23 protein-coding genes, 1 tRNA gene and 2 pseudogenes are annotated in these 21,934 nt (G+C 61.3%); 18 read left to right on the forward strand and 8 right to left on the reverse strand.

The genetic code is table 11. From position 1 onward, the window contains the following. The first annotated feature begins 27 nt into the window (after positions 1-27). Positions 28-990 carry a patatin-like phospholipase family protein gene (locus tag HJC00_RS27960; RefSeq protein ID WP_210631236.1) on the forward strand — a complete coding sequence of 321 codons (963 nt, stop codon included), beginning with the start codon at positions 28-30 and terminating at the stop codon, positions 988-990. Positions 991-1,045: 55 nt separating this feature from the next. Here HJC00_RS27960 and HJC00_RS27965 read toward each other — a convergent pair whose 3' ends face one another. Beyond that, the gene (locus HJC00_RS27965) at positions 1,046-1,480 is read right to left on the reverse strand and encodes a CBS domain-containing protein (protein ID WP_210631235.1); all 435 of its coding nucleotides are present in this window, start codon (positions 1,478-1,480) and stop codon (positions 1,046-1,048) included. A gap of 95 nt (positions 1,481-1,575) precedes the next feature. Continuing rightward, positions 1,576-2,364, reverse strand: a complete 789-nt coding sequence (locus tag HJC00_RS27970; RefSeq protein WP_210631623.1) for a rhomboid family intramembrane serine protease — start codon at positions 2,362-2,364, stop codon at positions 1,576-1,578. A 261-nt stretch (positions 2,365-2,625) separates the two neighbouring features. On the opposite strand from HJC00_RS27970, the gene HJC00_RS27975 reads away from it, so the two are divergent. The 7 genes and pseudogenes from HJC00_RS27975 to HJC00_RS28005 all read left to right on the forward strand — a co-directional run bounded on the left by HJC00_RS27975 (position 2,626) and on the right by HJC00_RS28005 (position 8,619). Then, on the forward strand, positions 2,626-3,270 hold the full coding sequence (locus HJC00_RS27975; protein WP_210631234.1) for a PAS domain-containing protein: 645 nt from the start codon (positions 2,626-2,628) through the stop codon (positions 3,268-3,270). Between the two features lie 124 nt (positions 3,271-3,394). Continuing rightward, entirely contained in the window at positions 3,395-4,006 is a 612-nt protein-coding gene (locus HJC00_RS27980) for a PilZ domain-containing protein (protein WP_210631233.1), read from the forward strand. A 360-nt stretch (positions 4,007-4,366) separates the two neighbouring features. Continuing rightward, positions 4,367-4,503: pseudogene (locus tag HJC00_RS27985) on the forward strand (prolyl aminopeptidase); the annotation flags it as partial. A gap of 457 nt (positions 4,504-4,960) precedes the next feature. After that, positions 4,961-5,566 carry a transglutaminase-like cysteine peptidase gene (locus HJC00_RS27990; RefSeq protein WP_221156433.1) on the forward strand — a complete coding sequence of 202 codons (606 nt, stop codon included), beginning with the start codon at positions 4,961-4,963 and terminating at the stop codon, positions 5,564-5,566. Positions 5,567-5,779: 213 nt separating this feature from the next. After that, entirely contained in the window at positions 5,780-6,565 is a 786-nt protein-coding gene (locus HJC00_RS27995) for a hypothetical protein (protein WP_210631231.1), read from the forward strand. Positions 6,566-6,704: 139 nt separating this feature from the next. Then, entirely contained in the window at positions 6,705-8,231 is a 1,527-nt protein-coding gene (locus HJC00_RS28000; protein WP_221156435.1) for a D-alanyl-D-alanine carboxypeptidase, read from the forward strand. Between the two features lie 112 nt (positions 8,232-8,343). Further along, positions 8,344-8,619, forward strand: a complete 276-nt coding sequence (locus HJC00_RS28005) for a hypothetical protein (protein WP_210631229.1) — start codon at positions 8,344-8,346, stop codon at positions 8,617-8,619. Between the two features lie 44 nt (positions 8,620-8,663). Here HJC00_RS28005 and HJC00_RS28010 read toward each other — a convergent pair whose 3' ends face one another. Beyond that, entirely contained in the window at positions 8,664-9,101 is a 438-nt protein-coding gene (locus HJC00_RS28010) for a DUF1489 family protein (RefSeq protein WP_221164974.1), read from the reverse strand. A gap of 60 nt (positions 9,102-9,161) precedes the next feature. Next, positions 9,162-10,565, reverse strand: coding sequence for an L-serine ammonia-lyase (locus tag HJC00_RS28015; RefSeq protein WP_210631227.1), 1,404 nt, complete (start codon positions 10,563-10,565; stop codon positions 9,162-9,164). 402 nt (positions 10,566-10,967) lie between these two features. Here HJC00_RS28015 and HJC00_RS28020 point away from each other — a divergent pair, with 402 nt between their 5' ends. Both HJC00_RS28020 and HJC00_RS28025 read left to right on the forward strand, forming a co-directional pair. Then, positions 10,968-11,732, forward strand: coding sequence for a DUF599 domain-containing protein (locus tag HJC00_RS28020; RefSeq protein WP_210631226.1), 765 nt, complete (start codon positions 10,968-10,970; stop codon positions 11,730-11,732). After that, positions 11,732-12,721 (forward strand): heparan-alpha-glucosaminide N-acetyltransferase, encoded by a 990-nt coding sequence (locus tag HJC00_RS28025; RefSeq protein ID WP_221164975.1) that lies wholly within the window; start codon positions 11,732-11,734, stop codon positions 12,719-12,721. The genes HJC00_RS28020 and HJC00_RS28025 overlap by 1 nt, the downstream gene beginning before the upstream one ends. Positions 12,722-12,749: 28 nt before the next feature. On the opposite strand, the gene HJC00_RS28030 is transcribed toward HJC00_RS28025, so the two are convergent. Both HJC00_RS28030 and mgtE read right to left on the reverse strand, forming a co-directional pair. After that, complete coding sequence (locus tag HJC00_RS28030) at positions 12,750-13,142, reverse strand: MerR family DNA-binding transcriptional regulator (protein WP_011425479.1); 393 nt, start codon at positions 13,140-13,142, stop codon at positions 12,750-12,752. Positions 13,143-13,206: 64 nt separating this feature from the next. Further along, positions 13,207-14,619 (reverse strand): magnesium transporter, encoded by a 1,413-nt coding sequence (gene mgtE, locus HJC00_RS28035; protein ID WP_064802760.1) that lies wholly within the window; start codon positions 14,617-14,619, stop codon positions 13,207-13,209. Between the two features lie 241 nt (positions 14,620-14,860). Between mgtE and HJC00_RS28040 the strand changes: the two genes are divergently transcribed. The 3 genes from HJC00_RS28040 (at position 14,861) to HJC00_RS28050 (ending at position 16,609) form a co-directional block, all read left to right on the forward strand. Then, a complete protein-coding gene (locus tag HJC00_RS28040; RefSeq protein ID WP_210631224.1) occupies positions 14,861-15,355 on the forward strand; it encodes a peptide deformylase in 495 nt (164 codons plus the stop codon). Positions 15,356-15,425: 70 nt separating this feature from the next. Continuing rightward, on the forward strand, positions 15,426-15,938 hold the full coding sequence (locus tag HJC00_RS28045; RefSeq protein ID WP_221164976.1) for a BON domain-containing protein: 513 nt from the start codon (positions 15,426-15,428) through the stop codon (positions 15,936-15,938). Positions 15,939-16,240: 302 nt separating this feature from the next. Continuing rightward, the gene (locus HJC00_RS28050; protein ID WP_210631222.1) at positions 16,241-16,609 is read left to right on the forward strand and encodes a hypothetical protein; all 369 of its coding nucleotides are present in this window, start codon (positions 16,241-16,243) and stop codon (positions 16,607-16,609) included. A gap of 184 nt (positions 16,610-16,793) precedes the next feature. On the opposite strand, the gene HJC00_RS28055 is transcribed toward HJC00_RS28050, so the two are convergent. Continuing rightward, positions 16,794-16,878 (reverse strand) — tRNA-Leu (locus tag HJC00_RS28055). After that, entirely contained in the window at positions 16,843-17,007 is a 165-nt protein-coding gene (locus tag HJC00_RS28060) for a hypothetical protein (protein WP_221147725.1), read from the reverse strand. The genes HJC00_RS28055 and HJC00_RS28060 overlap by 36 nt, the downstream gene beginning before the upstream one ends. A 53-nt stretch (positions 17,008-17,060) precedes the next feature. Here HJC00_RS28060 and lipB point away from each other — a divergent pair, with 53 nt between their 5' ends. The 5 genes and pseudogenes from lipB to HJC00_RS28085 form a co-directional block, all read left to right on the forward strand. Then, positions 17,061-17,780, forward strand: coding sequence for a lipoyl(octanoyl) transferase LipB (gene lipB, locus HJC00_RS28065; RefSeq protein ID WP_210631220.1), 720 nt, complete (start codon positions 17,061-17,063; stop codon positions 17,778-17,780). 80 nt (positions 17,781-17,860) lie between these two features. Further along, complete coding sequence (locus HJC00_RS28070) at positions 17,861-18,781, forward strand: DMT family transporter (protein WP_210631219.1); 921 nt, start codon at positions 17,861-17,863, stop codon at positions 18,779-18,781. A 97-nt stretch (positions 18,782-18,878) separates the two neighbouring features. After that, positions 18,879-19,583 (forward strand): hypothetical protein, encoded by a 705-nt coding sequence (locus tag HJC00_RS28075; protein ID WP_210631218.1) that lies wholly within the window; start codon positions 18,879-18,881, stop codon positions 19,581-19,583. Positions 19,584-19,690: 107 nt separating this feature from the next. Beyond that, positions 19,691-21,700: an acetyl/propionyl/methylcrotonyl-CoA carboxylase subunit alpha gene (locus tag HJC00_RS28080; RefSeq protein ID WP_210631217.1), complete on the forward strand. Its 2,010-nt coding sequence runs from the start codon at positions 19,691-19,693 to the stop codon at positions 21,698-21,700. A 107-nt stretch (positions 21,701-21,807) separates the two neighbouring features. Continuing rightward, positions 21,808-21,934 (forward strand): annotated as a pseudogene (locus HJC00_RS28085) (S-(hydroxymethyl)glutathione dehydrogenase); the annotation flags it as partial.

A 21,934-nucleotide genomic window follows, 5' to 3' on the forward strand; every position in this document is an offset into this window, starting at 1 on the left:
ACGTGTTCTGCTGGAGGGGAGAGCGCAATGCTGAATTGGAGTCTGCACCGTCAAAGCGCTGAAGGCGAAGGCTCCGGTTCCGGCATGTCGACGATACTCGAGACGATCCCTGCGCCCGCGCCTGTCAACAAAATCAAGATCGCACTCGCGCTTGGCGGCGGCGCCGCCCGCGGCTGGGCCCATATCGGCGTGTTGCGCGCCCTCGACGAAGCGAAAATCGAAATCGGCATGATCGCCGGGACATCGATCGGCGCGCTGGTCGGCGGCTGTTATCTCGCCGGCAAGCTCGATGAACTCGAAAGCTTCGCGCGCTCGCTGACCATGCGCCGCATCGCCAGTCTGCTCGATCTGACGATCGGCGGCAGCGGCCTGTTCGGCGGCATGCGGCTGACCAAGCGTATGCAGGAGCATCTCGAGGGCCTGAACGTCGAGGATCTGGACCGGCCGTTCGTCGCGGTCGCCGCCGAGGTCAATACCGGCCACGAGGTCTGGATCGCCAATGGTTCGCTGATCACGGCGCTGCGTGCCTCCTATGCGCTGCCCGGTATCTTCGAGCCGGTCCGCAGCAATCACCGCACTCTGGTCGACGGCGCGCTCGTCAATCCGGTTCCCGTCTCTGTCTGCCGCGCCTATGAGCAGCCGCTGGTGGTCGCCGTCAATCTCAACTACGATCTCTACGGCCGCTCGGCGGTCGTCCGGCACAATGCCAGCCTCTCGCAGCAGGAATTGCAGAAACAGGAAGAGGCGCCCTATGCCCGCCTCGGCATGACCGGAGTCATGGTGCAGGCTTTCAACATCATCCAGGACAGGATTGCCCGCGCCCGCCTTGCCGGCGATCCGCCCGATATTTCACTGCAGCCACGCCTGAGCTATATCGGCCTTTCGGAATTCCACCGCGCAGGCGAGGCGATCGAACGCGGCTATGAGGAAGCGAGAGCCAGGCTTCCCGAGATCAAGCGCATGCAGGAAGTCTACGCCAGCCCTCCGTGAGGCGTCGTCCCGCGACGGCGGCTGGGACGACGGCATCATTCAAAAAACCGAAACTTCAGCCGGCGATATAGGCCTTGATGTCCTCGGCCTCGCGCTCAACTTCGGCGATCCGGGATTTCACCACGTCGCCGATCGAGATGATGCCGGCAAGCTTGCCGTTGCTTTCCACCGGCACGTGGCGGAAGCGGCGGCTGGTCATCAGTTCCATCAACTCGTTGACGGTCGTCTCCTCGTGGCAGCGGTAGACCTTTGAAGTCATGAGCTGAGAGAGCGGCTGATCGAGGCCATCCTTGCCGTGCTTGGCGATGGCATGCACCAGATCGCGCTCGGTGAACATGCCCGAAATCCGGTTCTCCATGCCGACGACGACGATAGCGCCGATCTTCTTCTTGCTCAGAATGGCGGCCGCCTCGGCGACAGTGGTGTTCGGCCCGGCGGTGATGACGTCCCTGCCCTTCAGGTCGAGGATTGCTTTGACTGAACTGGTCATTCGAACCTCCTATGTCGAGCCTGTGACGTGTGTCACAGGCATCCGCGGCGGTTGCTCCCCCCAATCGCGGATCGTTCGATGGTGCACTGCCCGGCTTAGGATTGCAACATATCCTTCTCCGTTCCCGCCGGTTCTGCAGGCGGCCGTGGCGCCCGGTCAAACAGCGAAAACAAAAGGAAGCCGAAGACGAAGCCGCCGATATGCGCGTCCCAGGCGATCTCCTGGTCGCTGTCGCCGACGAGCGGAATGCCGGCGGCGATGAGCGCGTTGCCGACCAGCCAGAGAAGCATGAAAATGACGACGGTCCGGCTCTTCAGGGCGTCAATGATGGAAAGCCGGGCGTTGAGATGCGCCACCGGCATCGGTCGCCGATCGGCCGGAAAGGCGAATCGGCAGGCAGCCCCCATCAGCCCGGAAATGACGCCCGATGCGCCGATCAGCAGCGATACGTCTCCCCAATTGAGGATCGCATGCAGGGCGGCGGAAGCGACGGCGGACAAGATCCAGAAGAACAGGAACCGTAACGTGCCGATGCGGCGCACGACCGGCGCGCCGAAGGCCATCAGCCAGAAGGCATTGAAGAGGATATGCTGGGTGCTGCCGTGCAGCAGCGAATAGGTAACGGGCGTCCAGAACAGCTCCAGCCCCTGCTGCGACAACGGAATCACGTAGCGAGCGGGGACGAAACCGAAGGTAAACAGCAGCCAGCCCACTGCATCGTCCGAGAGAACGAGCGCCTGCACCGCATAGATAAGGATGAGCAGACAAAGGCTGAAGAGCAGCGCCGGCGGAAGGTTGAAGACCGGCACGCGGGGGGGCCGCGCCGGCGGCCGCGCCTCGGAAAGTTCGGGCGTCTTGTCTGGCTCGCCCGTCTGCTCGTTCATCTTTATCGCCTCGTTGAGGGCCTCAGCCATACAGGAGCGCCTGTCAAAAAAAAAGCCGCCCGTAGTGCCGGGCGGCGTAACCCGAATTCCTGAAAAGACCCAGGATCGGCAGATCGTGCTGAACTCCGAAAGTCGAAGCGATGGCTGGACATTGTCACGACAGACGTCGCGCCTCAACCGAAACCCTTTCTTAACCTTAACGGCCTGGATCTGGCATGAAATCCGCAAGGTAGAAGCTGTACGGGCAATGACTGCCCGAAAATGCTCCGGAATGGGACAGGTTGGTGTGAAATGCGTGTGCAAACGACCATCGAAATTTTTGACTATTGGAACCGTATCCGCGGCGCTGCCGATGCGCCGCTGAAATCACAGGTCGAACCCTCTGCCGTTCCCCATCTTCTGCAAAGTCTCTTCATCCTTGAGACGCGCGACGGCGGAGACATCGTTTTCCGGCTCGCAGGCACCCGCATCTGCGATTTCTTCGGGCGCGACCTGCGCGGTGAACGTTTTTCGTCGCTTTGGGCGCATGGCCAGCATGCGGACATTGAACGCACGGCGATGGGCGTCATGAACCATGCCATGCCGGCCCTGTTCAACACCACCGGCTACAGCACCGTCGGTCATCAGGCCTCCTTCGAGATCATCATGATGCCGCTGCGCTCGCCGGATGGCGCCTGCGACCGGCTGCTCGGCGCGATCGCACCGACGGCGGCTGCGAGCTGGCTGGAAATCGTGCCGCTGGAATTCCTGGCGCTCGACCGCAGCCGTCTGCTGCCCGAAAAATTCAGCAAGGCCGCGCCAGCCGAACTGCGCTCGATCAACGAGGTCGTCGCGGCAAAAGGCATCGGATTCGGCCAGGCCATGCGCCGCATGGTGTCACAGCTGCTGAGTGCCGAGGCGCGTTGAGCGTCTCGTTTCAGGACAAGGCGCGCACTCGTTTTCGGCCATGTCACAATAAGGCGAAACAACCTTCTGTTAATGGATTGGAGGTAAGGATTATTCTCTCCAGTTTTAATGAAGAAGCCCTTTGATGCACTCGTTCCAGCCAGCTCAGACGCAACGACCTGCGCCGCGCCCTGAACAAGGCGTTTTCCAGCGCGTGCCGATCAATATGCAGGGCCGGCTGATGCTTGCGAATTACGAGGAATTCGAATGCATGGTGATCGACATGTCGCCCGGCGATATGTACGTCACCTGCACCGGCCGGCCGCGCGCCAACGAACGCGTCGTCGCCTATATCGACCATCTCGGGCGCGTCGAAGGTTATGTCCAGACGCTCGACGGCCGCGGCTTTACCATGTCGATCAATGCCACCGAGCGCAAGCGCGAGAAGCTCGCTGCCCAGCTCACCTGGCTTGCCAACAAGCACGAGCTCGGCCTGCCGGAAGATCGTCGCCACGACCGTCTGACGCCGCGTGATACAAAGACCGAACTCACGCTCGAGGATGGCACGCGCTATACCTGCCGCATCATGGACCTGTCGCTGTCGGGCGCCGCCATCGATGTCGAGATGCGTCCCTCGATCGGAACGGCGGTGCGCCTCGGTAACATGCGCGGCCGCGTCGTGCGTCACTTCGTCGAAGGCGTGGCGATCGAATTCTTGTCGATCCAGTCCCGCGAGACACTGCGCGAATTCCTCTGACAACCTGAAAAAATCGCGTCGTCTTGCAGCGGATCAAATTCGTGGCCGATTGCTTCGAAAGCGCGTGCCAGGTCCGGGGCGCACCGGGTCGAGTCGTGTTGAAAGCGGGAAGCACCACGGCAAGCGATCTGCAAGCGGCGGCAGATCCGGCTTTGGAAGGCTGGCGCGAAATCCTGTCGCAAGTCGTTCCAACCAGTAAATCAGGTAGAATTATGAGTGGAACAAGCTGCGACACCGATCGGGCGGAAGCGGCCGCGCGAAATTAGGCAGGATCTTGCATCGAGGAATTTCCGTCCGCCGTCCATCTTCCCTTCGTCATGAACATGATGGATAAGGCCCGCCTCGACCGCAGGTGCACCGATGCCAGCCCTCTACCCGGAAATCGAACCCTATGATCACGGCCTGCTCGATGCGGGCGACGGCAACCTGATCTATTGGGAAGCCTGCGGCAACCCGATGGGCGGACGGCGCTCGTCCTGCACGGCGGGCCGGAAAGCGAGCTCGTAATCCTTCCGCACGCTTCCCATTCCACTGCAAACCCCGATATGAGTGCGGCAATCGTCGCCGCCACCGATCGATTTCGCGATTTTCCTCAAAAATAATTTTAATGCCGAACCCCGGAATCCGAGCGATATTCTGCTTTCGGCCCGTTCCAACCGGCCGATTCCACCGGCATCGCCACCGCAAGCATCCCGCCGCGGCGGCGCCGGCTTTTATCCGGCTCAGCGAAAACTCTTAACGACGCAACGGCAACGCAGGCTTTCCCTGGGCGAAGTCCTTGTCGCGTCCACTGCAATTTTAATCGATTTCGACACAAATACGCGCTGAATTTTATTCGCATTCGAGCCAAGTTTTATCGGCATTTGATTCAACTAAGCATTTAATTCTATTGCGTAATTTTGCGTGGGATAAAAACGTCCATGTCATTGTCGTCTCAACTTAGGGGAGACGGCAATGACAACTGCGAACATCCTGAAAGGCGGCCTTCTGGCCAGTGCGATCATGATGGCAATGGCGAGCTCGGGACATGCAACGCCCGCCAGCATGGCACTGGCGGGCAATGCCAGCCCGCCGATCGGACACTATGAATTCTGCAAGGCCAATCCGGCGGAATGCACCTATGCCGGCGGCGATGCCGGGCCGGCCGTCCTCACGGAGGATCGCTGGAAGGAAATTCTCAAAATCAACTACACGGTCAATTCGTCGATCCAGCCGGAGACGGACGAACAGATCTACGGTGTCGAGGAACGCTGGGCATATCCCACAACCGTCGGCGATTGCGAGGACTATGCCCTGCTGAAGCGCAAGATGCTGATCGAGGACGGCTTCTCGCCATCCGACACGCTGATCACTGTCGTGCTGCAGCCGAACGGCGAAGGTCATGCCGTGCTGACGGTCCGCACCGATCACGGCGACTTCATTCTCGACAACATGCGCAACAAGGTGCTGCTGTGGTCGGACACCGAATACACCTATCTGAAGCGCCAATCCGCCACCGATCCGGCCCGCTGGTCGAAGCTTCAGGACGGCCGCGCTGTCGCGGTCGGCAGCGTCAGGTAAGCCAGCCCGCCGGCAAAGCCGGCACAGGTTTCGGCCCGGTCAGTCCCCGCATCCCGTCCCCGACCGGTGCCCAAGAGCCGTTCCCGCTGTCCCGGGAACGGCTCGCTCCTTTTTGGGACAAGGGTCCATCCCGGTGCGACCCAAATCTTAGCGAAGTATTAACCCTGCCGGTTCGATGATGGCGATCAGATTCATCATCGGCACCGGCGGCTCATGTTCTTCCTGCGGCGGACCGAAACGCGAAGAACCGCCATGAGCCAAGCCGCCCAAAGCGCACCCGACGAGCAGCCGCTTCTTTCCATGAGGTTTCTGCTGCGCACGATGGCGGTGATATCAGTCCTGGCGGTCCTGACCGTCGCCATCAGCATCGCCGGCCGTTGGTTCGGCCGGCACATCTCCCTTGCCGGCAATACCGACAGCACGACAGAAATCACGCTGACCATCGGCCGCGACACCGTGAAATTCCCCGAAAATACCATACGCTTCCCGAGCCAGAGGCATGACGGCGCCGCCGAACGCGTCGATCTCTACCTCGCCTGGCCCTCCATGCAGGGTTACGGCAAGGACAACCATCTGCGATTCGACGACATCGCCCAATCCTCCAGCCTCATCTTCCTGCAAATCACTCAGAGCACCATGTCGCGCGACATGTCCGGCCGGCTGGAGCCGATCTATTCGCATCTGATCGAAGGAGCAGCCGAGCCGTTCCGGGACGGATTGACCCTCCATCGACTTCGCGCCGACGCCGGTTATGGCGGAGAAGTGCTGCTCACGGCACCGGTCAAAGGCGGGCCGGACTACGTCGTGCGCTGCATATTGCCTTCAACTCAGGACAAGGCCGCAAGCGGAGATTGTCAGCGCGACATCAAGGTCGGCAAGGATCTCAGCGTCCTCTACCGCTTCTCCAGCAGCCATCTCGCCGACTGGGAACATATTGATGCCGCGATCCGCCTCTTTGTGGAGCCGCGTCTTGTGAACCGTTCTGTGACAGGTCCCTAAAATGCCGCCGGAGAAGGCATGAAACGATTCATCATAAACGGATTGGTAACGCTGAATCGGTAATCTCAAAAGACGAGCTGTGCGGCGGGCGTGTGCGGTTCCCGCCCAATATCTGAAATGCAAAGCGAAGAGTGGAATAGTGTCAAGGTCAGTCTCCTCCGTATCATCGTCCCGGTCCGGCAGCTTTTTCGCAAAGCTCCTGGCGATCCTTTCGATGGCTCTCACGGTCGTCCTGGTTGATTCGGTCAATGCCGACGCGGAGGCGGCCAATCCGAAATATGCGGGCATCGTCGTCGACGCCAAGACCGGCAACGTTCTCTACAGCGAGAATGCCGATCGGCTGCAATATCCCGCCTCGCTGACCAAGATGATGACCCTTTATATGACCTTCGAGGCCTTGGAGCAGGGTCGCATCCGCCTCGATACGCCGGTTCCCTTCTCCGCTCACGCGGCCGCCCAGGCGCCGACCAAGCTTGGCGTGCGCGCAGGCGGCTCCATCACCGTCGAGCAGGGCATCCTCGGTCTCGTCACCCTGTCGGCCAATGATGCGGCAACCGCGCTTGGCGAGATGCTCGGCGGCAGCGAAGACCGCTTCGCCCAGATGATGACTGCCAAGGCGCATGCACTCGGCATGACGCGCACCACCTATCGCAACGCCAACGGCCTGCCGAACACGGCGCAGATGACGACAGCGCGCGACCAGGCCCGCCTCGGCATCGCCCTTCGCCAGCATTTCCCGCAATATTACGGTTATTTCTCCACCCGCGCCTTCAAGTTCGGCACCCGCACGATCCGCAGCCACAACCGGCTGGTCGGCTCCGTGCGCGGCGTCGACGGTATCAAGACTGGTTATACGCGCGCCGCCGGCTTCAACCTGGTGAGTTCGGTACAGGTCGACGGCAAGTCGATCGTCAGCGTCGTGCTCGGCGGCACGTCCGGCCCGGCTCGCGATGCCCAGATGCGCAATCTGATCGCCACCTACCTGCCGAAGGCGTCGAGCCGCGGCGGAAATTCGGCGCTGGTGGCCCAGGCAGCCCCTGCCCCTGAAATGATCGAAACGCCCGCTCCGGTTCAGCCGCAGAAGGCCCGGCAGCAGGTCGCCCCGGAACAGGTCGCAAAAACGATCACTGCGACGCAGCCGCCCATTTCTGCCGCTGCCGCCGATCTCAGCCTGCCGCATAAGGGCCCGCTGCCGGATGCCCGTTATCAGGTGGCCGAGGCCGAAGTCGCCTATACCGAAACATCGGCGCCGAAATCCGAGAACCCGCTGGTTGCCCAGACGATGCCGGCTGCGACCAAGGTCAAGACCACGAGCTTCAAGCAGCAGGCTCCGGTCGTCGCACCGGCTGCACAGGACAACGCCGCCGTCGACCACGTCACGACCGCTTCGACCAACGCCACCCCGGCAAGTGCCGCGCCTGCGGGCTGGGTCGTCCAGGTCGGCGTCTCGCCGAGCCGGCAGATGGCCATGGACCTCCTGGAGAGCGCGAAGAGCAAGGGCGGCAAGGCGCTGGCCTCGGCAAAGCCCTTCGCCGTCGCCTACGGCGCAGGCAACGACCAGGTCTACCGCGCCCGCTTCGGCGGCTTTGACGATCAGCGCGATGCGGTCAACGCCTGCAAGGCCTTGAAGAAGGCCGGCATCAAGTGCTGGGCGGCAGCACAATGAGCTATTCGGTGCCGCCTGCGACAAGGCCGGCGGCATCTGGAACGGCCGGAATCGGTGTTTGCGTTTCCGGCTATCGGTTTGAACTCGATCAGTAGTGCGTACGGGGAAAACTATGGCGATCAATGAGAATGTTCCGGGAATGCCAGGCGACCGCCGCGGCGGGGCCAAAGGGCGTTCATCCCTGCATCCGCTGCACGAAGCGGCGCTGCGACTTGCCGAAATCGGTCTGCAACGGCCGAGGGCGAAGTCTGCCAAGACCCGGGATCTCATCAATCTGCTGCTTTGCCATGGCGCCCGCGCCTGGCGCTATTCGCAGCCGGAAGCCCGCATTCATCTGCATGTGACGTCGCCGGACGGCAACGCGCCGGTGCAACTGCGTCTGCGCTGAAATCCGCATGCCGTCGTCCGAAACCGGTATCTTGGGCGATAGAATTAGAGCAGGCCGAGATCTGTCAGTTCGCGGCGCAGTTCCGCGGGCATTTCGGCGATCCCGGCGCCCAAGCTCGTCAGATCGGGCGGCACGTCATCCTGCGTGTAGTAGCGCCAGCCCTGAAAAGACCGCTTCGGCTGCACCGCGGTTTCGATGACCTCCGGGCCGAGCATCAGACGGCAGCGTGAAATCCCTTCATCGTCTGTGAACGTCTCGATGTCGAGCAGCCTCTGCCTCGCCTGCACCTGCCCCTTGATCACCCAATAGAGCGAGCCGCCGTCAAGAAGCTCCTCCATGCGTTTGGGCACCATGCGCGTGGTGTGAACCGAATGCGGTTCGAGCCCGGCGGCAATGGCGCGCAGCGAGCGCTCCGCCACCCATTCGCGCAGGTCCTCGATCGAGTCGGCGCCGACACAGAGTTTGATGAGATGCAATGCCATGCCGCCGTTCAAATCCTTTTGGCGGCGGGCGTCAAGTGTGAAGCGAAGGAGTCCGCACGCTCAGCATTCGACGACGTTGACAGCCAGGCCGCCGGTCGAGGTTTCCTTGTATTTCTCGCTCATGTCGTGGCCAGTCTGGCGCATCGTCTCGATACAGGCGTCAAGCGGCACGAAATGCTGACCATCACCTTTGACGGCGAGCGAAGCCGCGGTGACGGCTTTGACGGCGCCGAGCGCATTGCGCTCGATACAGGGAACCTGCACGAGGCCTGCGACAGGATCGCAGGTCATGCCGAGATGATGTTCGAGCGCGATCTCGGCGGCATTCTCGATCTGCTCCGGCGTGCCGCCCATTACGGCTGCAAGGCCTGCAGCCGCCATCGCCGCGGCCGAGCCGACCTCGCCCTGACAGCCGACCTCGGCGCCAGAGATCGACGCATTGTGCTTGATGATGCCGCCGATCGCCGCTGCCGTCAGCAGGTAGTCGCGGATGCCGTTCTGGTCCCAGTCCTCGTGGAAATGCTCATAATAACGGATCGTTGCCGGAATGACGCCCGCCGCGCCATTGGTCGGCGCGGTGACGACGCGCCCGCCGGCGGCATTCTCCTCGTTGACGGCCATCGCATAGACGCTGAGCCAATCATTGGCAAGCAGCGGATTGACGCGATTGCTACGCCACTCCTCCTGCAGCTTGTCGTGAATGCGGCGGGCGCGGCGCTTGACGTTAAGGCCGCCGGGCATGACGCCCTCGACCTTGAGGCCGCGCTCGATGCAGGAGCGCATCGCTTCCCAGATGCGGTCGAGCCCCTGATCGAGCTCCTCTTGGCTGCGCTGGCTCTCCTCGTTCGCCCGCTTCATCTGCGCGATCGAAAGCCCGGAGCGCTCCGCCATCTCCAGCATCTGTTTGGCGGTCGAGAAGGGATAGGGGACGCGCACGCCGCCCGTGGCATTCTTCTTCGCCCGCATCTGTTCCAGCTCGGTGTCGGTAACGACGAAGCCGCCGCCAACCGAATAATAGATGCGCTTGAGGAGCAGCCGGCCGTCCTTGTCAAACGCCGAAAAGATCATGCCGTTGGCATGGCCCGGCAGCGGCTGTTTCTTGTCGAAGATCAGGTCGGTCTTCGGCTGGAACTGGTAGGCCGGATGGTCTGCAGGGGTGATGCGTCCGGTGCGTTCGACGGTATCGATGATGCCGTCCATCCTGTCGGGATCGACACTGTCCGGCGCCTCACCCATCAGTCCGAGAATGACGGCCCTGCCCGTTCCATGGCCGATTCCGGTATGAGCGAGCGAACCATGCAGGCTGACCTTGATCGCGGCGACCTGCGCGCCCGATGAAGGGCGTGGCCATTCATTCGACAGGATCAGATCGAGAAACCGGTTGGCAGCCGACATCGGACCCATGGTGTGCGAGCTCGACGGCCCGACACCGATCTTGAACACGTCGAATACCGAAAGAAACATGGATGCGCCTTTTGAATATGAAGTTGTAAGCTTAAGCAAGGTCGGTTTCAAACCCGCGCGGGCCACCGACATCGCCTGCAGCCGATGCGACATTCCCGGGACCATACACCCGGAGTACGATGCCGAAAAGCGGCAGCAGTTTCGGACAGTATCATGCGCTAACTATTTAATTTGGAACAGGATTCAAAGCTCGAGCCGAGCCGGCCCGAAATAGTCCTGTTTCAGCGCATCGGCCGGAATATCAGAATCGCTTTTCGGAAAGTACGATGTATCGATACAGAGCGTTGCAGCGTGCTTTCGGACACGCCAGGCGCCGAAATCCGGCGGCCCGGCCTTCCGGTCATTGCAGCATTTCGATGCATATGTAAGGTGGCCGCACTTCATGCGGAGACTGAATCACTGATGACGACGGCGGACTACATTGCTCTGGCCTTCTTTGCCTGTGTCTGGATGGGCTATTCCTGGCTGCTCAAGGGCCGCACCTTCTTCGGCCGCACCAGTCTGACGCATGCGATGACCGAACGGCGCCGCGAGTGGATCTACAATTCGCTACGCCGCGACCTGAAGATGATCGACACACAGATCATGGCCGGCTTGCAGAACGGCACGGCCTTTTTCGCCTCGACCTCGATCTTCGCGATCGGCAGCTGCTTCGCGCTGCTCGGCGCAACCGAGAAGGTCGACGCCGTCTTTGCCGACCTGCCCTTCGTGCTCCATGGCGGCCATGCCGCCTTCGAGATGAAGGTCGGCGGACTGGCGGCGCTTTTCGGCTATGCCTTCTTCAAGTTCGGCTGGTCCTATCGGCTGTTCAATTACTGCACCATCCTTTTCGGCTCCATCCCGATGATGCGCGATGCCGAGAGCGACATCATCGCCGCCGAGCGGGCCGCCGAGCGCGTCATCCGCATGAATGTCATCGCCGGCAGCAATTTCAACGAGGGTCTCAGGGCAATCTTCCTGTCGATCGGCTATCTCGGCTGGTTCATCAATCCTTACGTCTTCATGCTGACGACGGCGACCGTCATCTTCGTGCTGACCCGGCGACAGTTCTTTTCGGAGGCGCGGCTGGCGATCATGGATGCAGGCCCGCCATCAAATCTCCACCTTTCTGCTATTCGCCGCGACACGCCGTCGAACGACGGAAATGATTCGACCAGGGGACTTTGATGACCATGCCGGCAATGCACGCCGATGCGGTGGCAAAACCGCCGCGCATCGGTCTATTGGATACGGCGCGCGGCGTCGCGCTGATCGCCATGGCGAGCTACCATTTCACCTGGGACATGGAGTTCATGGCCTATCTGGCGCCGGGCACGGCCGAGACCGGCTGGCTGAAGATCTATGCCCGGGCGATCGCCACGACCTTTCTCTTCATCGTCGGCGTCAGCTTGGTGCTCTCCAGCACGCCGACGATTCGCTGGCCGTCCTTCTGGAAACGTTTCGGCATGATAGCTGGGGCCGCCGCGGTCATCTCGGTCGCCACCCGCATTGCAATCCCGGACACCTGGATCTATTTCGGCATCCTGCATTGCATCGCGGTACTCACGCTCATCGGCATCGTTTTTGTCAGATTGCCGCTCGCCTTGACGCTCCTCGTCACCGTCGCGCTCCTTGGCGCCTGGATCCTCGACAACTTCGGCACACCGGGCCTGCTCCGCTCATCCTTCTTCGATCCGAGATATCTCGCCTGGATCGGGCTTGCCGAAACGCCGCAACGCTCCAACGATTACGTCCCACTGTTTCCTTGGGCTACGCCGTTTTTCGTTGGCTTGAGCATCGCCTTGATCGCCATCAGAACCAGGCTGCCGCATCGGCTCGCGGCCATCGGCACAGGCTCCTGGTGGCCGGCGAAGCTTGGCCGCCACAGCCTTGCCTTCTACCTCATTCATCAGCCGGTGCTGATCGCGATCGCTTACGGACTTTCCATTGTCGTCCCGCCGCCGCAGCCGGATCCGGTCGAAACTTACCTTGGGCAATGCAACTCCGCTTGCGTCATGCAGCAAGGCGAAGCGCTCTGCCGCAGCTTTTGCCAGTGCACGCTCGACAGATTGCAGGCCCAGGCGCTGCTGATACCGCTTCAGGCCGGCAAGATCGATCTTCAAAACGATGAGCGGGTTCAGACGATCGCCAGCGAATGCAGTGCCGAGGCGCAATAAAGGACCGGCAACCGTTTTGCGGCAAGTCTCAGGTGGTAACGCCGATTTCGGCGAGGCGGCCGAGGCAGGCCTCTTCGATATTGTCGAGCTCCGTCAGCGTGTCGTCTATGTCCTTACGCTTCTGGCGCAGGTCCTCACGCTTCTCGTCGACGCGCTTCATCAGAAGCTTCAGCTGGCCGAGCTCGCCGGGCGGCTCCTTATAGACCTGAATGATCTCGCGGATTTCCGCGATGGTGAAGCCGATCCGCCGTCCGCGCAGGATTTCTCCAATGAGCCGTCGGTCCGCCGGCCGGAAGAGACGAGTGCGCCCTCGCCGCTCCGGATGGATCAGTCCCTCGTCTTCGTAGAAGCGGAGCGTGCGCGTCGAGACACCGAATTCGCGCGTCAGCTCCGTTATGCTATAATATTTGTTCACAGGCATGTGTTCCCCGTCGTCGAACCGGCAATAATATTGACTTTTACGTAATAGTCAATTTCGGCGCCCGTCAGATGCCGAACCACCAAGTGGCGATGCCGAGAAAAGCGAAGAAGCCGGTACAGTCGGTCACCGTCGTCACGAACACCGACGAGGCAATCGCCGGGTCCGCTCCCACCTTGTCGAGCAGCAGCGGCAGCAGGATGCCGGCAAGCGCGGCCGCCATCAGATTGATGATCATCGCCGCCGCGATCACCCCGCCGAGCTGATAGTCGTGAAACCAGATACCGGCGATCGCGCCCATGATCGTCGCAAAGACGGCGCCGTTGAGAATGCCGACGCCGGCCTCCCTGCGGATGATGCGGCCGGCATTGTAGATGTCGAGATCGCGGGTGGCGAGCGCACGCACGGTCACCGTCATCGTCTGCGTGCCGGCATTGCCGCCCATCGAGGCGACGATCGGCATCAGCACCGCCAGCGCGATCATTTTCTCGATTGAGGCGTCGAACAGGCCGATGACGCTCGCCGACAGCATCGCCGTGCCGAGATTGATCAGAAGCCAAAGGAAACGCGATCGCGCCGTCGAGATCACGTTGTCCGACAGTTCTTCATCGCCGACGCCGCCGAGGCGCTTGATGTCCTCGTCCGCCTCTTCGTGGATGACGTCGACGACGTCGTCGATCGTCAGCACGCCGACCAGCCGGCCGTTCTCGTCGACGACGGCAGCCGAGAGCAGGTCATATTGTTCGAAGAGCTGGGCGGCCTCCTCCTGATCCATCTCGGCGGGAACCGGATGGTTGGTCTCCCGCATGATCTGCTCGATTTTCGTCTGCCGCTTGGTGCGCAGGATCTGGTCGAGATCGACGGCGCCGAGCAGCTTGAAGGTCGGATCGATGACGAAGATCTGCGAGAAGGAATAGGGCAGATCCTCCTCGTCGCGCATGTAGTCGATCGTCTGCCCTACCGTCCAGAATGGCGGTACGGCGACGAACTCGGTCTGCATGCGGCGGCCGGCCGAGCTTTCGGGATAGTCGAGCGCCCGGCGCAGCCGCACCCGCTCGGTAAACGGCATCTGGGCGAGGATTTCTTCCCGGTCCTCCTTGTCGAGGTCTTCGAGAATGTAAACAGCGTCATCCGAATCGAGCTCGCCGATCGCCGCTGCGATCTGTTCGTTCGGCATTTGGTCGACGATCTCGCGGCGGATCGCCTCGTCGACCTCGGTCAGCGCCGTCATGTCGAAATCTTCGCCGAGCAGGCGCACAAGCGCCAGGCGCTGATCCGGCTGGATGGATTCGAGCAGGTCGCCTATTTCAGATTCATGCAGGCGGGCGACATTCCCACGCAGGAACAGCGTATCACGATCGGCGATCGCCGCACCAACGAGCGCCAGGAAATCGCCGCGGACATTGCCGTCCTCGTCGTAGATATCCGCTTCCTCGTCATCGCGCCGGCGGATGCGGTCTTCCCCATCGGTCGTGGTCATCTGCCGCCCTCGCACCTGGTTCGAATTTCAACGATTACCGCATCGCATTCGCAAATGTCGGCCGAAAACACATTGTCAACAAGCGGATAAGCGAATCCCGCGCGAAGCGCCCGCAGCCGGAATTCTTGGCCCCTGCTAGCTCAAAGCATCCTTGTCGTAAAGCGCCAACCGTGCTTCGTGATGACAATGTCTGCGGCCGGCGATAGTTTCCCCGCCGCTCAAACAGAGGGGAGCCTGCCTCATGCCCATCCGTCCGATCCTGCGCTATCCGCATCCGGGCCTGAAGACCGTCTGCGAACCGGTGACGGTCTTCGATACGTCGCTGGCAGCGCTCGCCGACGACCTGCTGGCGACGATGCGCGCAGCCCCCGGCGTCGGCATCACCGCCGCCCATGTCGGCGTCTTCCTCCGTGTGACGGTGCTGGAGCTCGACCGGGCCGACAGTGCGCGCCTCTACGTCAATCCGCAGATTACCTGGAGGTCGCAGGAGACGATGAACCATGCCGAGGGTAGCGTCTCCATGCCCGGCGCGACCGAAGAGCTCACACGCCCACGGGCGATCCGCTTTCGTTATCAGGATGCCGGCGGCGTCGTGCACGAGGAGACCGCCGAAGGTTTCCTCGCCATCTGCGTCCAGCACGAGGTGGACCAGCTCGACGGTATCTTCTGGCTGCAGCGGCTTTCGCGGCTGAAACGCGAACGCCTCGTCAAAAAATGGGAGAAAACCCAACGCTGACAAATCGCCCGCGACACCGAACCATTCGCCCCTGTCGGCGTTGTCACGAGAGAAACTAGGAGCGACTATAATGGCAAGGATCGGTGACAAGACCCCGATTTCACGCGCGGCCCCCGAGCTTTCCCGTGAAGAAGATTATCGCGACCTCGAGGAACGCAATCTCGATGATGGCTGGCCTTATGCCGATGGCATCGCTGCCAGCGACCCGGCAAACCGTCCCTATGGCGAGACTGCGGCAAATTTCGACAGCGATCCCAACACAGGGTTCCGAGTCGATGGCACAGATCGAGACGGCAACGAGAACCGCCTGAAGGATTCATTGCGCGCCGGTATGATCGATCGCGATGAAAGCGACGAGCTCGAGGCGCGGGTGAACGACGCTCTCGAAAACATTCCCGAGGTCGATATCAACAGTATCGAGGTTCATGCGGACGGTCACGTCATCACTCTCGAAGGCTCGGTCGAGACGATCGGCATTGCGCGCAAGGTCGAGCTCGGCGCGCTTTCGGTCGACGGCGTCCACCATGTTCGCAATAAGCTGCAGCTGACCGGGGTTGACGCGCATATCCCGAACGAGGACTGATCTGTGACGCCCATGGTTATCATTGAACGGAGGCGGCGTCGCCTCCCGTCCGGTCTTACCTCACATTACCAAAAGTTAACAATTTGCGATTGCAGCATGAGCAGGCAGTCTGCCGTCCATTTGGTCCGGTGGCTGCCGTAACGGAAGCGTCACGGTCATTGACAACACCGTGATTTCATTTGAAGAAAAGGCAGTGAATCGGCAACTTCCGTTCACAATATTGCCGCAATTGGCGCGCGAAATCTTAGCTGCCGGGGATGGTTTATGTTGTTGAATGCAACAACAGATTGAGGAGAAGTACCATGCGCATCAGATTTGCCCTCGCCGCGTCCCTGTTTGCCGTCAGCCTTGCCGGCGCTGCCTTCGCTCAGCCGACTTATTCCGATGATTATACCAACGACAGCGATGGCTTTGCGCCCTCAAAGATGGCGCAGCCTGCCCCCGTGCACTATGGCAACAATCACAAGGCTCCGGCCTATTCCAGCGACTACACCAATGACAGCGACGGCTTCGCCCCGGTTGCCATGACGAACCCGGCGATCGACAAGACCGCGACCGCAAGCATCAAGACCCTGCCCCCGTGCCACAGCATGATCGGCCCGAGCGGCTCCCATACCAAAGGTGCCGACAGCGGCGCCTCGCGCACCGAAGCCTGCCGCGCAACGCATTGATCGGCCACAACAGACGATCGGGACGAAAGGGCCGCAGTCGGCCCTTTTTTCTGTTCAGCTGTCCGGTGCCGTGGCCGGGGACGCGCTGATTTCCTGCGTCGCGGCACTCTCGCGTATATCTGGGAAAATCAAGACATAAAAAAACCTCGTGGAACCAAATGGTCACGAGGGTTTTTTAATAATCTGGTGCGGTCGAGAAGACTCGAACTTCCACGGGTTGCCCCACAGCGACCTCAACGCTGCGCGTCTACCAATTCCGCCACGACCGCATCGTGGTAGATGCCGATTTGCGTCGGCGGGGCAGCATGTAGCAAAAGCATTTGGGGTGCACAAGGGCGATATGACAGTTTTTTTGAAAACCTTTCACGGCATTTGAATTGGCCGGAAAACGGGTCCATATAGGTCTCCTGCCGCCCCTATTTCGTCAGGCATTTGGGACAGGCGGCAAGGAATGGCCATGCTTCGCACCGATCTCGAATTCTCCATGCTCCCGAAACTCGGCACCCGGCCGGTGCGCTGGCGCATCGCCGATGAACTCGTTGCCTATGAGGCGGCGGTGGCGACGATGGAGCGCGAGGTGGCGGCGATCGGAGAAGGCGGCGACGAGCTTGTCTGGCTCGTCGAGCATCCACCGCTCTATACCGCCGGCACCAGCGCCAATGCGGGCGACCTCGTCCAGCCGGACCGCTTTCCGGTCTTTGCGACGGGACGCGGCGGTGAATATACCTATCACGGACCCGGTCAGCGCGTCGCCTACGTCATGCTCGACCTGAAGCGCAGGCGCCAGGACGTGCGCGCCTTCGTCGCCGCTCTCGAGGAGGTCGTCATCCTCACGCTCGGCATGATGAACGTGCGCGGCGAGCGGCGCGAGGATCGTGTCGGCGTCTGGGTCCGCCGCCCGGAAAAGCCGTTGCTGCCGGACGGCACGATGGCTGAAGACAAGATTGCCGCCCTCGGCATCCGGCTGCGCAAATGGGTGACCTTCCACGGCCTGTCGCTCAACGTCGATCCCGATCTTGATCATTTCAGCGGCATCGTGCCCTGCGGGATATCGGCCTATGGCGTCACCAGCCTCGTCGATCTCGGCCTTCCCGTCATGATGGCGGATGTCGACATCCGGCTGCGGGCCGCTTTCGAGACGGTTTTTGGTGAAACGGCGAATGATCTCTGACCGCTTGAGCGGTTTCACGGGCTTGATTTGTCCGGCTTTCCCGTGATTGATGGGCGCTGTTCCCACAAGAATCGGCAGCCATGTCAAAGCCCCCTGAAAATTCCCTGCAGGGCATGGCCATCATGTCCGGCGCCATGTTCATCCTGCCGGTCATGGATGCCATCGCCAAATACATGGCGACCTTCGAATCGATGTCGCCGGCTCAGGTCACCTTCTACCGCTTCTTCTTCCAGATCGCCTGCACCCTGCCGATTCTCTTTGCCATTTTTGGACGCGAGGCGCTTTCCGCCAAGCGGCCGTGGATGAATTTGCTGCGCGGCGTACTGCACGGGGCTGCGAGCCTGCTGTTCTTCGTCGCCGTCAAATACATGCCGCTTGCCGACGTCTTCGCCATCTATTTCGTCGAGCCCTTCATGCTGACCGCCATGTCGGCCCTGTTTCTCGGAGAGAAGGTCGGCTGGCGGCGCTGGATGGCAATCGTCGTCGGTTTCGGCGGCGCGATGATCGTCATCCAGCCGAGTTACGAGATTTTCGGCCTGAAGGCGCTGCTGCCGGTAGCCTGCGCCTTTCTCTTCTCGCTCTATCTTTTCCTCAATCGCGCGATCGGCGAGGCTGATTCACCGCTCACCATGCAGACGATGGCCGGCATCGGCGGAACGATCTTCATGGCGGCCGCCCTTCTCGTCGGCAGCAGCGCCGGTAATGGGGACTTCGCCATTTCCCTGCCCTCCTCCGGCCTCGGCCTTGCGCTGCTTGTCGCCCTCGGCTCGATCTCAGGATATGCGCATATGTTGGTGGTGCGGGCTTTCCGGCTTGCACCGCTGTCGCTGCTTGCCCCGTTCCAATATTTCGAGATCATCTCGGCCACTGTGCTCGGCTATGCGCTTTTCAATGATTTCCCGAATTTCTCCAAATGGATCGGCATTTTCATCATCGTCGCATCCGGCCTCTTCATCATCTGGCGAGAGCGGCTGCAGGCGCGATCGCTAAAATCTTCGTGATTGGCGCAGCAGGCGGTTAACTCCCCTTCTTGAGGGATCGTCAATTCCCGACCGCTAAAACTGTTTCCGGCTTCATGATGAAGCCTGGAGTTAAAACATGAGCGAATTCCGTCTCGCTTTTCCGGCCTGTGTCGTGGCCGGTAAGCATCGGCTGACGGCCGAAGATATCGTGCTGCTGCGCAAACATGCTTTCCCCGAGGGGATCCGGACGTCTCAGGATGTCGTTGCAATGTTGGCGCTCAACAATTCCTGTCCCGAAAAATGTGCCGAGTGGAACGCTTTCTTTGTGGAGCAGATCGCCGGTTTTATCGTCCACTACACCTATCCGCAGGGCTCGCTTGATGAAATCAACGTTGCCTGGATCACGCGCATGTTCGCGACCGACGGCGTCGTCAACTCGGCGCTGGAGCTCGAGCTCATTCTCCACGTCATGGAGATTTCGACCGATGTCCCGGGTGAATTGAGAGCGCTTGCCCTCGACCAGCTTCGCCTGGCGATCACCGACGGCATCGGCGGCTATAATCTGTCGCGCGCCGTCGACCGCAAGAACATCACGCGCCAGGACGTCGATTTTGCGATGCGCATCTTCAGAGGCATCGCCGCAGGCGGCGTCATCGCCGTGTCGCCGGCTGAATATGGCGTCCTCAATCAGATCGAGCAGGCAACGCTGCCGGGCGCCAACCATCCGCACTGGGCTGGGATCATGGCCTCCGTCACGCTGCGCGATCGCCCGGAACCGCGGCGCAGCCGCTGGCTGCGCATCGTCGATGAGGAATCCGTTGCGGAAGCCGTCGTCGCCTGACATTCGGCGGCTTAGCCCCACATCTCCCGCGTGCCGGCCCCAAGCCGATTGTGCGTTCCGGTATTTTATGCGTAAAACTCCGGAACGCATTTCTGGGTGGAGTCTCGATGTTCAAGAAAATCCTGATCGCGAATCGCGGCGAGATTGCCTGCCGCGTGATCAAGACCGCGCGCCGCATGGGCATTTCGACCGTTGCGGTCTATTCGGACGCGGATCGGGACGCGCTGCACGTCGAAATGGCCGATGAGGCCATCCATATCGGCCCCGCCGCAGCGTCGGAAAGCTATCTGGTCGCCGAGAAGATCACCGCCGCCTGCAAGGCGACCGGCGCCGAAGCGGTGCATCCGGGTTACGGCTTTCTGTCCGAACGCGCCTCTTTCTGCGCCGAGTTGGAAAAGCAGGGCATCGTCTTCATCGGCCCGAAGCCGAAGGCCATCATGGCGATGGGCGACAAGATCGAATCGAAGAAGTTCGCCAATGCGGCCGGCGTCTCTACCGTGCCCGGCCATCTCGGCATCATCGAGAACGCCGCGCATGCGGAAACGATCGCTGGCGGGATCGGCTATCCGGTCATGATCAAGGCGTCTGCCGGTGGCGGCGGCAAGGGCATGCGCATTGCCTGGAACGAAGCCGAGGTGCGCGACGGCTTCGAGCGCGCCCGCTCGGAGGCGAAGAGTTCCTTCGGCGACGACCGCGTTTTCATCGAGAAGTTCATCGTCGAGCCGCGCCATATCGAGATCCAGGTGCTGGCGGATGCGCATGGCAACGTCGTCTATCTCGGCGAGCGGGAATGCTCGATCCAGCGGCGGAACCAGAAAGTCGCGGAAGAGGCACCCTCGCCTTTCCTCGACGAAAAGACCCGCAAGGCCATGGGCGAACAATCGGTGGCGCTGGCGAAGGCCGTCGACTACCAGAGCGCCGGCACGGTCGAATTCATCGTCGACCGCGACCGCAATTTCTATTTCCTCGAAATGAACACCCGCCTGCAGGTCGAACATCCCGTGACCGAACTCGTCACCGGCATTGATCTCGTCGAGCAGATGATCCGCATCGCGGCGGGAGAGCCGCTCGGCTTCGGCCAGGAGGCTGTCAGGCTCGATGGCTGGGCGATCGAAAGCCGGCTCTATGCTGAAGATCCATACCGCGACTTTCTGCCTTCGATCGGCCGACTGACGCGCTACCGCCCGCCAGCGGAAGGCAGGACCGGCAACATTGTCGTTCGCAACGATACCGGCGTATTCGAGGGCGCCGAGATCTCGATGTATTACGATCCGATGATCGCCAAGCTCTGCACCTGGGCGCCGACGCGCAGTGAAGCGATCGAGGCCATGGGCCAGGCGCTGGACGGCTTTGTCGTCGACGGCATCGAACACAATGTTCCCTTCCTGTCGGCGCTAATGAAACATCCGCGCTGGCGCGAGGGCCGGCTTTCCACCGGCTTTATTGCCGAGGAATATCCTGACGGTTTCGCGCCGATGAAGCCGGACCGGCAGGAGGAAGCCACGCTTGCCGCAATCGCGCTGTCTGCCTCGCTTATCGAAGCGAACCGCCGCGACCGTTTCGCCGATCGCCTGCGCGCCGCATCGGCCACACTGCCGGAGCATTGGGTGGTCAAAACAGGAGGCAGCTACGTCGCTGTCAGACTGCTCGATGGCCTCGTCACCATTCCCTTCGATATGGAGATGGAATTCGAGGATGAAAGCCGGAGCATTGTCACCGATTGGAGACCGGGTGATCCGGTCTGGAGCGGCAAGGTCGGCGACAAGGATATTGCCGCGCAAATCCGTCCCGCCCTCAACGGCGTGCGCATCGACTGGCAGGGACTGTCGGTGACCGCCAAAGTCTTTTCGCCGCGCCACGCGGAACTCGACAGGCTGATGCCGGTGAAGCTGCCGCCCGACACCTCCAGGCTCCTGCTCTGCCCGATGCCCGGCCTCGTCGTGTCTATAGCGGTCGCCGAAGGCCAGGAGGTCAAGGCCGGTGAAACGCTTGCGATCGTCGAGGCGATGAAGATGGAAAACGTCCTGCGCGCCGAACGCGATCTTGTCGTTTCGAAGATCAACGCCGCTCCCGGTGAAAGCCTGGCCGTCGATGCCGTGATCATGGAATTCGCCTGAAGGAACACGGCAGGGGCGGCAGCAGTGCCGGTCGGCGTTTTCTCTTGAGCCCGGCTTGCCTGACATGCCAAGGTTCGTCTGATAATGTTACAAGGGAGATTGGGAAGATGGACGTTCGCGCCGCCGTTGCCGTTCAGGCTGGAAAACCGCTCGAAGTGATGACCGTGCAACTCGACGGCCCGAAGGCCGGCGAAGTGCTGGTGGAAGTCAAGGCGACCGGCATCTGCCACACCG

Source organism: Rhizobium sp. NLR22b, from assembly GCF_019685295.1.
In the GTDB taxonomy this organism is placed as follows: domain Bacteria; phylum Pseudomonadota; class Alphaproteobacteria; order Rhizobiales; family Rhizobiaceae; genus Rhizobium.

What these genes read in the sequence shown, in the direction of transcription:
- HJC00_RS28010 (WP_221164974.1), bottom strand. Translation starts at nt 9,101, where the DNA reads ATGGCATTGCATCTCATCAAACTCTGTGTCGGCGCCGACTCGATCGAG.
- HJC00_RS28060 (WP_221147725.1), bottom strand. Translation starts at nt 17,007, where the DNA reads ATGGACCCGTTTTCCGGCCAATTCAAATGCCGTGAAAGGTTTTCAAAA.
- HJC00_RS27970 (WP_210631623.1), bottom strand. Translation starts at nt 2,364, where the DNA reads ATGAACGAGCAGACGGGCGAGCCAGACAAGACGCCCGAACTTTCCGAG.
- HJC00_RS27960 (WP_210631236.1), top strand. Translation starts at nt 28, where the DNA reads ATGCTGAATTGGAGTCTGCACCGTCAAAGCGCTGAAGGCGAAGGCTCC.
- HJC00_RS28005 (WP_210631229.1), top strand. Translation starts at nt 8,344, where the DNA reads ATGGCGATCAATGAGAATGTTCCGGGAATGCCAGGCGACCGCCGCGGC.
- mgtE (WP_064802760.1), bottom strand. Translation starts at nt 14,619, where the DNA reads ATGACCACGACCGATGGGGAAGACCGCATCCGCCGGCGCGATGACGAG.
- HJC00_RS27980 (WP_210631233.1), top strand. Translation starts at nt 3,395, where the DNA reads ATGCACTCGTTCCAGCCAGCTCAGACGCAACGACCTGCGCCGCGCCCT.
- HJC00_RS28045 (WP_221164976.1), top strand. Translation starts at nt 15,426, where the DNA reads ATGGCAAGGATCGGTGACAAGACCCCGATTTCACGCGCGGCCCCCGAG.
- HJC00_RS27990 (WP_221156433.1), top strand. Translation starts at nt 4,961, where the DNA reads ATGACAACTGCGAACATCCTGAAAGGCGGCCTTCTGGCCAGTGCGATC.
- HJC00_RS28020 (WP_210631226.1), top strand. Translation starts at nt 10,968, where the DNA reads ATGACGACGGCGGACTACATTGCTCTGGCCTTCTTTGCCTGTGTCTGG.
- HJC00_RS27995 (WP_210631231.1), top strand. Translation starts at nt 5,780, where the DNA reads ATGTTCTTCCTGCGGCGGACCGAAACGCGAAGAACCGCCATGAGCCAA.
- HJC00_RS28075 (WP_210631218.1), top strand. Translation starts at nt 18,879, where the DNA reads ATGAGCGAATTCCGTCTCGCTTTTCCGGCCTGTGTCGTGGCCGGTAAG.
- HJC00_RS28025 (WP_221164975.1), top strand. Translation starts at nt 11,732, where the DNA reads ATGACCATGCCGGCAATGCACGCCGATGCGGTGGCAAAACCGCCGCGC.
- HJC00_RS28080 (WP_210631217.1), top strand. Translation starts at nt 19,691, where the DNA reads ATGTTCAAGAAAATCCTGATCGCGAATCGCGGCGAGATTGCCTGCCGC.
- HJC00_RS28070 (WP_210631219.1), top strand. Translation starts at nt 17,861, where the DNA reads ATGTCAAAGCCCCCTGAAAATTCCCTGCAGGGCATGGCCATCATGTCC.
- HJC00_RS28040 (WP_210631224.1), top strand. Translation starts at nt 14,861, where the DNA reads ATGCCCATCCGTCCGATCCTGCGCTATCCGCATCCGGGCCTGAAGACC.
- lipB (WP_210631220.1), top strand. Translation starts at nt 17,061, where the DNA reads ATGGCCATGCTTCGCACCGATCTCGAATTCTCCATGCTCCCGAAACTC.
- HJC00_RS28030 (WP_011425479.1), bottom strand. Translation starts at nt 13,142, where the DNA reads ATGCCTGTGAACAAATATTATAGCATAACGGAGCTGACGCGCGAATTC.
- HJC00_RS27975 (WP_210631234.1), top strand. Translation starts at nt 2,626, where the DNA reads ATGCTCCGGAATGGGACAGGTTGGTGTGAAATGCGTGTGCAAACGACC.
- HJC00_RS28015 (WP_210631227.1), bottom strand. Translation starts at nt 10,565, where the DNA reads ATGTTTCTTTCGGTATTCGACGTGTTCAAGATCGGTGTCGGGCCGTCG.
- HJC00_RS27965 (WP_210631235.1), bottom strand. Translation starts at nt 1,480, where the DNA reads ATGACCAGTTCAGTCAAAGCAATCCTCGACCTGAAGGGCAGGGACGTC.
- HJC00_RS28050 (WP_210631222.1), top strand. Translation starts at nt 16,241, where the DNA reads ATGCGCATCAGATTTGCCCTCGCCGCGTCCCTGTTTGCCGTCAGCCTT.